The 13,498-nt window shown below is 66.8% G+C and carries 12 protein-coding genes; 6 read left to right on the forward strand and 6 right to left on the reverse strand.

Annotation, left to right across the window (positions count from 1 at the left end; all coding sequences use genetic code 11):
• The first annotated feature begins 114 nt into the window (after window positions 1–114).
• The 5 genes from KIP79_RS19830 to KIP79_RS19850 all read left to right on the forward strand — a co-directional run bounded on the left by KIP79_RS19830 (window position 115) and on the right by KIP79_RS19850 (window position 3,841).
• Window positions 115–264, forward strand: coding sequence for a hypothetical protein (locus KIP79_RS19830; RefSeq protein WP_214106349.1), 150 nt, complete (start codon window positions 115–117; stop codon window positions 262–264).
• 198 nt (window positions 265–462) lie between these two features.
• Window positions 463–1,776: an AAA family ATPase gene (locus KIP79_RS19835; RefSeq protein WP_214106350.1), complete on the forward strand. Its 1,314-nt coding sequence runs from the start codon at window positions 463–465 to the stop codon at window positions 1,774–1,776.
• Window positions 1,777–1,850: 74 nt separating this feature from the next.
• Window positions 1,851–2,381: an RloB family protein gene (locus tag KIP79_RS19840; RefSeq protein WP_214106351.1), complete on the forward strand. Its 531-nt coding sequence runs from the start codon at window positions 1,851–1,853 to the stop codon at window positions 2,379–2,381.
• A gap of 90 nt (window positions 2,382–2,471) precedes the next feature.
• Window positions 2,472–3,155 (forward strand): TetR/AcrR family transcriptional regulator, encoded by a 684-nt coding sequence (locus tag KIP79_RS19845; RefSeq protein WP_214106352.1) that lies wholly within the window; start codon window positions 2,472–2,474, stop codon window positions 3,153–3,155.
• Window positions 3,152–3,841 (forward strand): DNA alkylation repair protein, encoded by a 690-nt coding sequence (locus KIP79_RS19850; protein ID WP_214106353.1) that lies wholly within the window; start codon window positions 3,152–3,154, stop codon window positions 3,839–3,841. Before KIP79_RS19845 ends, KIP79_RS19850 begins: the two co-directional genes overlap by 4 nt.
• Before the next feature lie 45 nt (window positions 3,842–3,886).
• Here the strand turns inward: KIP79_RS19850 and KIP79_RS19855 are convergent, their stop codons facing one another.
• The 5 genes from KIP79_RS19855 to KIP79_RS19875 form a co-directional block, all read right to left on the reverse strand.
• A complete protein-coding gene (locus tag KIP79_RS19855; RefSeq protein ID WP_250213508.1) occupies window positions 3,887–5,272 on the reverse strand; it encodes a cellulose binding domain-containing protein in 1,386 nt (461 codons plus the stop codon).
• A gap of 69 nt (window positions 5,273–5,341) precedes the next feature.
• Window positions 5,342–6,631: a beta-N-acetylhexosaminidase gene (locus tag KIP79_RS19860; protein ID WP_214106355.1), complete on the reverse strand. Its 1,290-nt coding sequence runs from the start codon at window positions 6,629–6,631 to the stop codon at window positions 5,342–5,344.
• Window positions 6,632–6,649: 18 nt separating this feature from the next.
• Window positions 6,650–7,474 carry a carbohydrate ABC transporter permease gene (locus tag KIP79_RS19865; RefSeq protein ID WP_214106356.1) on the reverse strand — a complete coding sequence of 275 codons (825 nt, stop codon included), beginning with the start codon at window positions 7,472–7,474 and terminating at the stop codon, window positions 6,650–6,652.
• On the reverse strand, window positions 7,471–8,439 hold the full coding sequence (locus tag KIP79_RS49525) for a carbohydrate ABC transporter permease (protein ID WP_214106357.1): 969 nt from the start codon (window positions 8,437–8,439) through the stop codon (window positions 7,471–7,473). The genes KIP79_RS19865 and KIP79_RS49525 overlap by 4 nt, the downstream gene beginning before the upstream one ends.
• A 462-nt stretch (window positions 8,440–8,901) precedes the next feature.
• Complete coding sequence (locus tag KIP79_RS19875; RefSeq protein ID WP_214106358.1) at window positions 8,902–10,173, reverse strand: extracellular solute-binding protein; 1,272 nt, start codon at window positions 10,171–10,173, stop codon at window positions 8,902–8,904.
• A 136-nt stretch (window positions 10,174–10,309) separates the two neighbouring features.
• Here KIP79_RS19875 and KIP79_RS19880 point away from each other — a divergent pair, with 136 nt between their 5' ends.
• Entirely contained in the window at window positions 10,310–11,044 is a 735-nt protein-coding gene (locus tag KIP79_RS19880) for a GntR family transcriptional regulator (protein WP_308169797.1), read from the forward strand.
• Here KIP79_RS19880 and helR read toward each other — a convergent pair.
• Complete coding sequence (helR, locus tag KIP79_RS19885; RefSeq protein ID WP_214106359.1) at window positions 11,036–13,195, reverse strand: RNA polymerase recycling motor ATPase HelR; 2,160 nt, start codon at window positions 13,193–13,195, stop codon at window positions 11,036–11,038. The genes KIP79_RS19880 and helR overlap by 9 nt on opposite strands.
• Window positions 13,196–13,498: the final 303 nt, after the last annotated feature.

A 13,498-nucleotide genomic window follows, 5' to 3' on the forward strand; every position in this document is an offset into this window, starting at 1 on the left:
CGCCTCCTGCGAACTGCATGGGCCCATGAACATTTCATGTCGGAACCACAGCCATCACCAAGCGCTTGTTTGTGCGAACTAATGATGTGACTGGCAGTGGCGGAGGCATGGTCGATGGCAGCGAGTCGGACACTTGGCCACAAGATCATCTTGCTCGCTGCGGTGATGCTGGAGTGCGCGGAGCCGCAGTTCCTCGCCGACCCGACGCAGCCGGCGGCTCCGACTGACCTGCTGACCGCCACGCCCACGCCGGGATCACCGTAGGCGGGCACGGGCGCCGGTGGAGGGAGGCCTGCGGTTGCGCGCGGCGATCTCCGACCTGGGCGATGACACAGTTCCCCGACTCGTTGAGATCGCATTTAGCGGCAGTGCAACTACACTTAGGGTGCAGGTTCAAGTCTGCAATCGTTCAAGATCGCCCTCTGGTGGCCGGAAACTGCACCAGAGGGGCGGGGAGGCGTCATGCTGTTGCGGTTTCGGGTCGCGAACTACAGGAGTATCCGCGACGTCATGGAACTATCGCTGGTCACCAGTCAGTTGACCGGTGCCAAGCCGGTTGATGAAGACTGGATCTCGGTGACCACTCGCGTCGCCGGTATATATGGGGCAAATGCCTCCGGCAAGTCCACCGTGTTGGATGCTCTCGACTTCCTCACCGCAGCGGTAGCCAAGTCCGCCACTCTCTGGGGGGACCGGAACCAATTTCCGCATTCTCCGTTCGAGCTGGACAGGGAATCCAGGGGGCGGACCTCGCTGTTTGAAATAGATTTCGTTCTCGCGGGCGTGCGATTTACCTACGGATTCGAGTCGGACTCTCGCGGGATTCCCAACGAGTGGCTTTACTCCTATCCAACAGGGCGCAAGAGGGTGCTCTTCGAGCGTCACGGGTTCGAGGGGTCAGATATCGACTTCGGCCGGACGCTGGATGGCGAGAACATGCGGATCGCGCGCCTCCTGCGCCCTACGGCTCTCTATCTCTCCACTGCGGCGAACAGTAATCATAAGTTCCTTGTGGGAATCCATCACTGGATCTCTCGGCATATTCGGTACGCTCAGTACACGGAGGCCAACCGAAAGGCGCGCCTGAGGTGGATACGGAATATTTTAGAGGATGAAAAGATGCTGGCCAAGGCGGTCGGCCTGCTGAGATTCGCCGACTTGGGCATCACGAACATGATTCTCGACGTCGAAGATTTCGATGACAGACTCGTCGAGATGCTGAAACGCGTGATGGACGGCATCGATGACGCCACGCACTCCAGTCTCGACAGGGAGCAGCTGGTAAACGAACTGAAGAAGAACATCAAGTTCGTCCATTCGAGCAGCGACTCCGAGGAGACGTTCTCTCTTCCGCTGGAGATGGAGAGTAGTGGGACCATCGCCTGGCTGGCTTTGAGTATTCCGGCCCTGACCTGCCTGCGCAATGGCGAGGTTCTGGCCGTGGACGAGCTGGACGCCAGCCTCCATCCACGTCTGGCGGCCGCTCTCATCGAGATGTTCAAGGATCCTGAACTGAATCGGAAAGGCGCTCAGCTACTCTTCACCTCACATGAGACGGCACTGCTCGGCCAGACATCCGGTTCTCCGCTGTCGAAGGATGAGATCTGGTTCACCGAGAAGGGGGCCGACGGGGCCACGGCTATGTTCGCCCTGTCCGAGTTTCCGGTACGGCCCACGGACAACGTGGAAAGAAGATACCTTCAGGGTCGCTATGGAGCGATTCCGATGATCTCACAAGAGGAGCTCCATTCCGTCGTTCTGGAGGATGCGCAGTGAGTGGTCGCAGCCGCGGGGGAAGCGATCTCCGGCGTCGCCGAAATACACGATCAGAAAAACCTAGGATTCTTATAGTGGCGGAGGGGGAGAATACCGAGCCCCAGTATTTCAGGGGGTTGGCCCGGGAGCTCCGAGCCACCGGCGTAGAGATATTCAGGCTTTCCGTTGAGGGCATTGGCCGGGATCCGGCGCGAGTAGTACGGCGTGCTGCCGCAGCGATGTCAGAGGTGGCGGCGGGGAGCGAGTATGATCACGTGTGGTGTGTGGTAGACGTTGACGACCACGAAACACTAGGTGAGGCGTTACGTGAGGCAAAACGCCTCGCAATAAGGATCGCTATCAGTAATCCATGCTTTGAGCTGTGGATTCTCTGGCATTTTTTGGACCACCGTGCCCATATCGGTAAGAGAGCCTTGGAGGAGAAGCTTAAGCGACTGGGGCTGGTGGGCAAGAACTTGCCGGCCAACTTTCCCTACGAAAATTATCTATCGGCTATCAAACGTGGCGAAGTGCGCGCATCGGGCGATGAGTACCGGGTCCCTGACAATCCGGCCAGCACTGTGTATCGCTTGGCGCGGCTCCTTGCCTCTGGTGCGGCGGGCTGATCGGGGGTTCGGAAGGTTCCGGTGGGGTGACTTCCCCCGGGTCCGGTCCTGGCTCCGCCGTGGCTGGTGGGTCAGGCCCATAATGGGGGCGTGAGTCAGCGAAAGGCCTCCGCCGCCACTGCGGTGAAGCGTCCGGGTGGTGGGAAGCGGGCCGGTGGGAGTGCGAGTGCCGCTTCGGAGCGGCGGGAGCATCTGGTCAGGCTTGCGGCGGAGCTCTTTGCCAGGAAGGGGTTTCAGGCCACCACGGTGCGGGAGATCGCTGAGGAGGCGGGGATTCTGTCGGGGAGCCTCTATCACCACTTCGACTCCAAGGAGTCGATCGTGGATGAGGTGCTGCGGACGTTTCTGGAGGATCTGGTCGCCCGGTATCGGGTGGCGATCCAGTCGGGGAGCGATGCGCGGACCGTGCTGGCGGAGATGGTGCGGATCGGGTTCAGTACGTTGGAGCCGCACCGGGCCGCTGTCACGGTGATGCAGAACGACTGGAACTATCTGCGGTCGTTGCCGGACAACCGGTTCGACTACCTGGTGAAGGCCGAGGACGAGGTCGAGCGTATGTGGATCGAGCAGATCAAGCGCGGCCAGGCGGCGGGGCAGTTCCGGGGGGATGTGGATCCCAAGCTGACGTACCGGATGATCCGGGACACGATCTGGGTGGCGGTGCGCTGGTTCCGGCCCGGAGGGCGGTTGAATCCGGCGGGGCTGGCCGAGCACTACGTCAAGGTGTTGTTCGACGGGCTCGGTATCGGGGACCGCGTTAGTCAGCAAGTATGAACACCCAGGGCAAGGCACTCGTCGAAGCGGTGCGCCGGGCGCTGGCGGAGTTGGCCGATCCGGTGAAGGCGCCGGTCATGCGGGCGTACATGAAGTCGGAGATGCCGTTCCTTGGCGTACAGACCGGGCCGAGGCGGGCGGCGCTGAAGAAGCTTTTCGCCGAGCATCGGCTGGAGGCGGCGCCGGACTGGCGTAAGGCGACGCTGCTGCTCTGGCGGGAGGCCGAGTACCGGGAGGAGCGGTACGCGGCGATCGAGCTGACGGGGGCCCGGCAGTATCGGTCGTGGCAGACGCTCTACACGCTGCCGATGTACGAGGAGATGATCGTCAGCGGCGCCTGGTGGGACCTGGTGGACGAGCTGGCGGTGCATCGGATCGGGACGCTGCTGCGGCTCTTCCCGGAGCCGGTGAAGGGCACTTTGCTGGAGTGGGCGCACAGTCCTGATCTGTGGAAGCGCCGGACCGCGATTCTCTGCCAGAACACGTTCAAGGACCGTACCGATCTGGGGCTGCTGTACGCCTGTATCGAGCCGAGCCTGTCCGACACCGACTTCTTCGCGCGCAAGGCCATCGGATGGGCGTTGCGCGAGTACGCCAGGACGGATCCGGCGGAGGTCGTCCGCTACGTCACCGAGCGCGGCATCAGCGGTCTGTCCCGGCGCGAGGCGCTGAAGAACGTCCGGTGACGGCTCGCGCGCCCCGAATACGCGCGAGCCGTCGAGGATGATCCGTTAGGCGCCGGGAACCGTGTCCACCCAGCGCGTCGAGGAGGCCCGGTAGCCGTTCACCCGGTTGAGTACCTCGCTGGGCGCGACGACCTCGTTCTTGGAGTGGTAGAACCAGTCGACCTGCTGGACGTAGGTCCGCGGGGTCGAACTGCCGAGCAGGCCGCCGCTGATGAACCACAGGTTGAAGTTCACCGACTGCACCGTCTCGGGGTAGTAGATGTCACCGTGCGTGGCGAACAGCGCCCCGTCGATGTAGTACTTGATCTGGCCGCCGGAGACCTGAAGGACCAGGTCGTGCCAGCCGTCGTAACTGGCCCTGACCTCGGTGTGCGTGTTGACCGCCAGCCAGGGCTCGTTCCGGTACGTCTCCCAGGAGGTGGCGTACATGATGTTGGACGGCTCGCCCCAGCCCCCGTTGGGCAGGTACTCGAAGTCCTGCTCGCTGTAGTTGGGGTCGAGGTCGAAGGCCAGCGGGGTGATGGTGAAGAAGGTCTGCACGATGTGGTCGCCGTCCGGGCCGCTGGTGGGCGCGTCGGAGAACTTGACCCGGGCCGCGTACGTGCCTTCCAGGAACTTGCGCTGGTGGAGCACCTCGGACTGCTGGGTGCCGGCGGAGGTGCCGTCGGTGACCGACTTGAGCTGCAGCGCCTTGTTGGTGCCGGAGATGATCGGGAAGGAGATGTTCCCCTTCGGCCAGGTCGCGCCGGGGATGCCGGGGCCACCCTGGTTGGTGCGGATGGTCCAGTTGTGTGCGGTGATCGTGCTGTCGTTGGCGTCGACGTAGTTGAAGTCGTCGAACACGACGCCGGATCCGCCCGGCGGGGGACCGGAGGGCGATCCGGACGGGGACGGCGACGGCGAGGGCGACGGGGAGGGGTTGCCTCCCGCCGGGGCCACGCCCCAGAGCAGGGTGCCGTTCTGGTAGACGGTCACCTTGTCCCAGTCCGCGTACGTGGTGCGGGCGGCCGAGAACGAGTAGTCGTCGCTCTGGGTGACCCGCTGCCAGTCCGCCCGGTAGAAGCGCAACTGCATGTCGCTGCTCTGCGCGCCCGCGGCGAGCGTGCCGGAGGTGAAGCCCACCTCCAGGTAACGGTCGGCGGTGGCCGTACCGGGCGAGATGGTGCCGAAGGCGCCGGTGATGGTGGAGCAGCTGAGCACCGCCCAGGAGCAGGCGAACCGGTACTCCTGGGTCGGCGAGTCGGCCTTGAAGTAGTAGCGGATCTTGACCGTGTTCAACGCCACGGCCGTCGTGCCGTTGTTGACCAGGTTGAACCAGGGCTCCACCTGGTCGGCGGTGGCGCCGGTGGCGCTGGTCTTGTACTGGATCTTGAGTGAGGTGGCGGCGTCGGCGGGCAGCGCGATCATGCCGGTCAGGGCGAGGGCGGACATCAGTCCGCCGGCTAACCACTTCCGTCTGGACAACATTCTTCCTTTCGGTTCACAGGCGTCCCCCGAGGTCTAGGGAATGAGCGGGCCGATCACCGTGCCCTGGGCGGCCAGCCGGGCCAGATGCGGATCGAGCCTGCGGAGGAAGTCCGGGTAGTCCCGGGGCGAGCCCCAGGCCACCTCGGCGAAGGCGCAGAGCCGGGGGAACGTCTGCCGTTCCACGTCGGCGGGGGTGGGCAGGTACTCGGTCCAGAGCTGGGCCTGCACGCCGATGATCCTGCCCATGGCGCCGGGCGGCTCCGGCGGCGGGTCGAAGTGGTAGGTCCCGGTCAGGGTGAGCACCCGGTCGGGGGCGAACGGGCCCGGCTCGGGCTGCACGGGGTAGTCGAAGTAGGTACGCCGGTGCGGGGCCAGCACCACGTCCCGGCCCTCCAGCGTGGCCAGCGGGCCGCTCTCCTCGTCCAGCCAGGTCATCGTGGTGGCGCCGGAGGGGCCGTCGTCCGTGTCGTACCAGTAGACCAGCCGCCGGTCGTGCCGCCGCAGGTGCTCGGCCATCCTGGCGGTGATCCAGCCGCGGGCCGCGTGCGCGCCGGACAGGCCCAGCTCGCGGATGCGCTCCTGGGCGCGCGGGGTGGCCTCCCACTCGCCGGGGCGGCACTCGTCGCCGCCCACGTGCACGTACGGGCCGGGGAAGAGCTCGACCACCTCGTCCAGCACCTCCTCGAAGAAGGTGATCGTGGACTCCTCCAGGTTGAGGGTGTGCGGGCTGATGCCCCACTCGGCCCAGACCGGCAGCCGCCTGGCGGGGTCATTGCCCAGGTGGGGGTAGGCGGCCAGGGCGGCCTGGACGTGCCCAGGCAGGCCGATCTCCGGGACCACCCGGACGAAACGTTCGGCCGCGTACTCGACGATGGCCCGGATGTCGTCGTGGCTGTAGTGGTCGCCGGAGACCTCGGTGAGCCGGGGGTGGCGCTTGATCTCCAGCCGCCAGCCCTGGTCGTCGGTGAGGTGGAGCTGGAGCACGTTGAGCTTGTGCGCGGCCAGGTGGTCGATCATCCGGAGCACGAAGTCCACCGGCATGAAGTGGCGGGCCACATCGAGCATGACCCCCCGCCAGGGGAACCTGGGGCGGTCCTCGATCTCGCCGAGCGGCAGTCTTTCGCCGTACGCGACGAGGGTTTGCCGGGCGTAGAACTGTCCGGCGGGGCCGCCGGGGGTCAGGTGGACGGCGGTGGGGCCGATCCGCAGGCGGTAGCCCTCGGGGCCGAGGGTCGGGTCTGGGGGTTCGAGCCGGACGAGGTCGGGGTCGTACGCGATTGTGCCCCCGAGGACGGCCAGCTCCCGCGGCCGCGGAATGATCACGTGTGAGATCCCTTCGGGTCAGCCCTTGATCGCGCCCGCGGTGAACCCGGAGGTCACCCGGCGCTGCAGGACGAGGAAGATGAGCAGGACAGGCAGCATGAAGAGGGTGGCGGCGGCCATCGTGGCGCCCCAGTCGGTGCCGAAGACGTTGCTGAAGGAGGAGAGCCAGACTGGCAGGGTGCGGTCGTCCTGGTTCTTGATGATCAGCGCGTTGGCGAACGCGAACTCGTTCCAGGCGGTGATGAAGCCGAACAGCGAGGTGGCCATCAGGCCGGGCGCGAGCAGCGGGAAGACCACCCGGCGGAAGGCCGTCACCCGGCCGGCGCCGTCCATCATCGCGGCCTCCTCCAGCTCAGGGGGGATGGCCGCCAGGAAGCCGCGCAGGGTGACGATGGTGAACGGCAGCGTGGTCATGAAGTAGATCAGGCTCAGCATGGAGAGCCGGTCGAGCATGCCGGTGTCCCTGGCGATGATGAACATCGAGATCAGCAGCGCCTCCCAGGGGGCCATCTGGGCGATGAAGACCATCAGGATGAAGCCCCGGCGGCCCCTCCAGCGCAGCCGGGCCACCGCGAAGGCGGCCAGCAGCGCCACCACCAGCGCGCCCAGCACCGCGCTCGCCGTGACCAGCAGGCTGTTGCGCCAGAACAGTCCGAACCCGTCGGCTTCGACGGCGGTGTGGAAGTGCTCCAGGGTGGGGTGGGCCGGCCAGAACGTCGGGGTGTCGGCCTGGATCTCCCTGGTCGGCTTGAACGCGGTCAGCACCATCCAGTAGACGGGGAAGACCGAGACGACCAGGACCGACAGGGCGGCCAGGGTGAGCGGGAGGCGGCGCGGGCTCACAGTTGTTCTCCTTCGTGGCGGAGCATGCGCCGTAGGTGGGTGATCAGGGCGGCGACCAGGATGAGCACGGTCAGCGTGGAGATGGCCGCGCCCAGGTCGTACTTGTGCAGGGACTGGGCGACCTGGAAGGCGTAGACGGGGAGGGTGGTGGTGGCGCCGTCCGGGCCGCCGCGGCTGATCGCCCAGATCTGGGCGAAGCACTTGAACACCCAGATCACCTCCAGGGAGGTGATCAGGCCGAACAGCGGGCGCAGGATGGGGAAGGTGACGTTCCGGAAGATCTGCCGGCCGGTGGCGCCGTCGATCCTGGCCGACTCGTAGAGCTCCGTGGGGATCGTGGTGAGGCCCGCGTACAGGGTCAGCGCCGCGAACGGGACCGACTGCCAGACCACCAGCAGCACCAGGATGACGAAGGTGGAGGCGCCGTCGGCGAACCAGGTGTACTCGCGGAAGGACTCGAAGCCGAGCGTGGCCAGAACCCAGTTGACCACGCCCAGCCTCGACTGGAACAACCACTGGAAGATCGTGGTCGCCGCCAGGACCGGCGTCGCCCAGGTGAGCACCAGACCGCTCATCACGGCCAGCCGCAGGCGCCGCCGCAGCCGGGCGATCATCAACGCGACGAGGGTGGAGATCACCATGATCAGGACGACGTTCACGGCCGTCCACAGGACGGTCCTCCCGGCCACCGACCAGAACTCGCCGCTGCCGAGAACCTCCTGGTAGTTCTCCAGCCCGACGAAGGCCGCCCCGCCACGGATCAGCTCGCCGGTCCGGAAGTGCTGGAAGGAGATGACCACACTGCGCAGCAGCGGGTAGATCAGGAGGTAGGCGGCCCCGACCACGGTAGGCGCGACCAGCAGGTACGGCCAGAGCCCGGTGAGCCTTGGGCGTCGGGGTTGGGGGTGGTTGGCCGGCGGGGCAGGGGACTGCCGGCGGGGGGCGGCCACGGGGGGTGCGGACACGGGGTTCCCTCGGAGGTCTCGGGATGGGTTCAGCGCAGGATCTGGTGGTCAGGCGGAGCTGGGTCCAGGTGAGTTACGGGTGGGCCAGAGTTCCACGGCAATGACAGGCCGAATACGTGTCCGGCGAGTACCGCCGATTCGTCGCCGACTAGGAACGCGTCTGGTTCCCCGCCTATCGCCAACCCACCATGCGGCAGGTGGACGCATCGTCATCGGGTCATGGCTTGGTTTCTGGATACGCCCACCTGGCAGAGCCGGGGTCTCGGCGGCGCCGAGTCCGGCCGAAGGCCGATCGCGGGTGGGGCAGAGTTCCACGGCAATCGATCTCCCTGCGGGCGGGACGGTGATCAGTGGTCCCGGCGGGAGCCGGGTCCGGACCCGAAGGGTCAGAAGGGTGGGTGGGAGTTCCACGGCAACCATTTGGCGGCCCGCCCCTTGGTTGAGGGGCGGGGCCGGGTGTGGTTATGACTTGGTGTTGAGGATGTCGGTGATGACCTGGGAGGCGGCGGTAGCTTCCTTTGTGGGGTCGCCGCCGGTGAGGACCTTGGTCATGTATTCCTTGATGACGTTCTTGGCCTCGACGGCCGCCCAGTTGGGGGAGTTCGGGGTGGCGTGACCGTTGGTGGCACCGATGGCCATCGCCGCCGCGCCCTCACTGCCGCTGAGCGCGCCGGCGAAGGAGGCCTTGTTCGGGACGTACGACATCTCTTTGGCCATGTCGAGCTGGAACTTCTCTCCAGCCAGGGCCTTGACCACCTCGTACGCCTGATCGGGGAACCTGGACGCCTCCGGAACGATCAGGTCGGAGCCCCCCGTGAAGACCGCGCCGGGCTTGTCGGCCGTCTTGCCGGGGATCGGGAAGAAGCCGAGCTTCCCGGCCAGCTCCGGATTGGCCTTCTCGATCGCGGTCGCGCCACCGGGAGAGGAGATCAGCTGCGCCACGTCCCCCTTGGCGAACACGTCAGCCTGCGGCGGCTTGGCCTCATCGGAGTCCCGCGGCCCTTCACCGAGCGCCTGAAGCTTCTGATAGAAGCCGATCCCGGCCAACGCCTGCGGCGTGTCCAGGACGCCCTTCCACTGCTCCCCTTCCTTGACCGCCAGGTCGCCCCCCTCATCCCAGATGAACCCGGCGAGCGTGTACCAGTTCTGCCCCGGCAGATAGATCCCCTGAGTCCCGTCCTTGTTCAGCTTGGTGGTGATCTCGACCCACTCGTCGCGGGTCTTCGGCGGCGCGCTGACACCCGCCTTCTCGAAGAGAGACTTGTTGTAGATCACAACCCGGTTCGCGGCGTACCAGGGAATCCCGTACTGCCGCCCGTCGATCTTGCCAGGTTCGGCCAGCCCCGGGATCCAGTCGGTCCCCCCGAGCTCGGCCACCTTGTCGGTGAGATCCCGCACCCCGCCGCTGGCCGCGTACTCGGCCACCTGGGTGTTCCCGACCTCGATGACGTCGGGCGCGTCGTTGCTGGCCAGCGCGCTGGTGACCTTCTGGCCGATGCCGTCCCACTCCTGGATCTGGATGTCCAGCGTGGTCCCGGGATGGGTCGCCTCGAAGTCGGTCTTGAAGCGGTTGACGACCCCGTCGGTCAGACTGTCGCGCATGAACCAGACGGTCAGCTTGACGGACTCGCCCCCACCGGAGGGAGCGGGGGATTGTTCCGCGGTCGAGCCGCACGCGGCCAGTCCGGCGCCCAGCGCCAGCGCCGCCACGGCGGTAAGGAATCGGGACGTCATAGGTACTCCCGGTGGTCAGATATTGGTAAGCAATCTGCCTGCTTGGGAGTAGAGTGGTCTTAACCAGTTGGCCCGTCAAGCCCCGTTATCAACCGTTAACCGAGCCAACTGGTCAGTTGCTGGTAAGGTCTGGTCTGTGACTCTGAACATGCGGGCCGGGCTGAAGCGCGACCGGGTGCGCGACTTCCTGCTCGACTACATCGCCGACAAGAAGCCGGGTGAGGCCATCCCGTCCGAGCGGGACCTGTGCAAGGAGCTGGGCGTCTCCCGCCCGACCCTGCGCGCCGCCATCGACGACCTGGTCCGCTCCGGCCAGCTCGTCCGCGAGCACGGCCGGGGCACCTTCACCGGCCCGCACCGCGTCACCCAGGCCCTGGCCGCCACCACCAGTGGATCGTTCTACGCGCCCCCCGCCGAAGGCCACTGGGAGAGCCGCATCCTCGAATTCGGCTCCGCCCCCGCCGGCCCCCAGCTCGCCAGCCGCCTCCAGCTGGCCCCCGCCGCCCCCGTGCTCCGCGTCGTACGCCTCCGGGTCGTCGACGACGAGCCCATGGCCATCGAACGCCTGCACCTCCCGCAGGCCCTGGTCGACGGCCTGGCCCCCACCGACATGGAATCCGGCTCCTTCTACCACTTCCTGCGCGAACGTTTCGGCGTGGACGTCCGCAGCGCCGTCCAGACCATCGAGGCCACCGTCACCGACGACACCGAAGCCGTCCTCCTCAACGTCCCCGAACACTTCCCGGCCCTGATGGTCGAACGCACCACCCGAGACGTGAACAACCGGATAGTCGAGTTCACCCGCTCCATCTACCGAGGCGACCGCTACCGCGTCACCTCGGAACTCAACTTCGACGCCGCCTCAGGCTGACCCGGCGCTCGTGAGGACGACGAGCCGCTGGGTCGCCCGGGTCATCGCGACATAGCGGTCGACCGCTCCTTCGATGCCCTCGCCGAACCCCTCCGGGTCGATGAGGACGACCAGGTCGAACTCCAGCCCCTTCGCCAGCTCCGGGGTCAGCGACCGGACCCTGGACTTCCCCTGGAACGTGGGATCGCCGATGACGCAGGCGATCCCTTCGGCATGCGCGGCGAGCCAGGCGTCGAGGATCGCGCCCAGATCAGAAACAGATCCGTGTACGACGGGTACGCCGTTGCTGCGGATGGAGGTCGGCACGTTGGCGTCCGGGAGCACGGCCCGGATGACCGGCTCGGCTTCCGCCATGACCTCTTCCGGCGTCCGGTAGTTGATGCTCAGCGAGGCCAGGTTGATCCGGTCGAGCCCGATCCGCTCCAGCCGTTCCTGCCACGACTCGGTGAACCCGTGCCTGGCCTGGGCACGGTCCCCGACGATGGTGAAGCTCCGGGACGGGCAGCGCAGCAGCAACATCTGCCACTCCGCGTCGGTGAGTTCCTGCGCCTCGTCCACGACGATGTGCGCGAACGGGCCGGCGAGCAGGTCCGGAGCGATGCCGGGCAGTGCGGTCTCATCGACCAGCGTGTTCCGCATGTCCTCGCCGATCAGCATCGTCACCAGGCCTTCACCGTCGTCGTCGGCCTGGAGCAGGTCGTCGATGACCCGGGACATGCGCTCGCGTTGGGCGGCGAGAGAGGCGTCCTGTCGGCGCTTGCGTCGTGACGCCTCCGGGTCGCCGAGCCGCTGCCGTGCCGCGTCCAGGAGCGGCAGGTCGGACACCGTCCAGGCCTGGGCGTCCGCGCGCTGCAGCTTCCGTACCTCGTCAGGGCTGAGCCAGGGAGCGCACATCCGCAGGTAGGCGGGCACCGACCAGAGGTCTCCGACGAGGTCGGCCGCTTCGATCAGCGGCCACGCGCGGTTGAAGGTCGTGAGCAGCTCCCTGTTCTGCTGCAGCGACCTGCGGAGCAGATGATCCGGTGCCTCGTCGTCCTCGTGCTTGTCCATCAGGATCGTGAGCAGTTCCTCCCAGATCTGGTCGCGAGCCTCGTTGTGCGGGGTGCCGGGATCCGGTGCTCCGAACGCCTCGGCCCAGTCGGCGGCGTCCAGCCAGATGTCGGACCAGTGGGTCGTGACCGTCATCCCCTTGGCAGGCGGATTCTCGTAGAACCTGACGGCCGGCTCGATCGCGTTCACCAGGTTCGCGGACGACTTCAGGAGGGCCACGTCCGGGTCGGCCTCGATCGTCGCCGTGGCTCCCTCGGCGACGAGGTCCCGCAGCGTGCAGGTCTGCACGCCCTCCTCGCCGAGGCTGGGGAGGACGTCGGCGACGTAGGCCAGGTAGGGCTGGTGCGGACCGACGAACAGCACGCCGCCCCGGTGGTGACCGAGGCGAGGGTCGGAGTAGAGGAGGTAGGCCGAGCGGTGCAGCGCGACGACGGTCTTCCCCGTGCCAGGACCGCCGTCCACGACGAGAGCGCCGCGGGAGCCCGCGCGGATGATGGCGTCCTGGTCGGCCTGGATGGTGCCGAGCACGTCTCGCATCCTGTCTGACCGGTTGCCGCCCAGGCTGGCGATGAAGGCGGACTGGTCGTCGAGCGCGGCGTGCCCGGCCAGCCCGTCCGGGGTGAACACCTCGTCCCAGTAGTCGCTGATCCGGCCGCGGGTCCAGCGATACCTGCGGCGACTCGCCAGACCCATCGGGTTGGCGTGGGTCGCGCCGAAGAACGGCTCAGCCGCGGGGGAGCGCCAGTCGAGCAGCAGCCGGCGACCCGCCTTGTCCGTGAGGCCGAGTCGTCCGACGTACACCGGCTCGGGGTTGTCCGCGCTGACCATGTGCCCGAGGCACAGGTCCAACCCGAAGCGCCGCAGCGCCCGCAGTCGAGCGGTCAGCCGGTGAACCTCCATATCCCGGTCCATCGCCTGCCGACCCTTGCCACCGGGCGACTTGCGCTCGGCGTCGAGCCGGTCTGACAACTCGGCGATCGACTGCTCAAGGCTCTCCCCGATCGCCGCGAAGTGCCGCTCATCCCCGGCGATCAGCGTCGCATCCGCCTTGGCCGAGAGATGTTCGGGAAGATCGAACGCGCTGGTGGTCGAAGTGCTCACGTCATCAGCTCCAATCTGAGGTAGACGAGGCACTCTCCCGGTTCGACGTCCCGCGTGACCCATGCATCGACAACAACACACGCACTGCGCATCCCCCGTTTCCGCAGGCACTGGCCTCGGCCGACGATTCTGCGCCACAACCCGGGTCTTGCCGCAAGCCCCCCGGCGCGCTATACGTTGAGAGTGGAAAGGAGTGAACCCCCCTCCTTCCCAGCACCGCAGGCGACCTCGGCCAGGTTTCAGCCATAGTGAGGCGACCTCTACCGCGTCACCCAGAACTCAACTTCGAAGCTTCCTCCGGCT

This window comes from Acrocarpospora catenulata (assembly GCF_018476525.1).
In the GTDB taxonomy this organism is placed as follows: Bacteria; Actinomycetota; Actinomycetes; order Streptosporangiales; family Streptosporangiaceae; genus Acrocarpospora; species Acrocarpospora catenulata.

Coding starts and splice junctions, on each gene's coding strand:
- KIP79_RS19875 (WP_214106358.1), bottom strand. CDS start 10,173: ATGACGTCCCGATTCCTTACCGCCGTGGCGGCGCTGGCGCTGGGCGCC.
- KIP79_RS19855 (WP_250213508.1), bottom strand. CDS start 5,272: ATGTCCGCCCTCGCCCTGACCGGCATGATCGCGCTGCCCGCCGACGCC.
- KIP79_RS19850 (WP_214106353.1), top strand. CDS start 3,152: ATGAACACCCAGGGCAAGGCACTCGTCGAAGCGGTGCGCCGGGCGCTG.
- KIP79_RS19835 (WP_214106350.1), top strand. CDS start 463: ATGCTGTTGCGGTTTCGGGTCGCGAACTACAGGAGTATCCGCGACGTC.
- KIP79_RS19830 (WP_214106349.1), top strand. CDS start 115: ATGGCAGCGAGTCGGACACTTGGCCACAAGATCATCTTGCTCGCTGCG.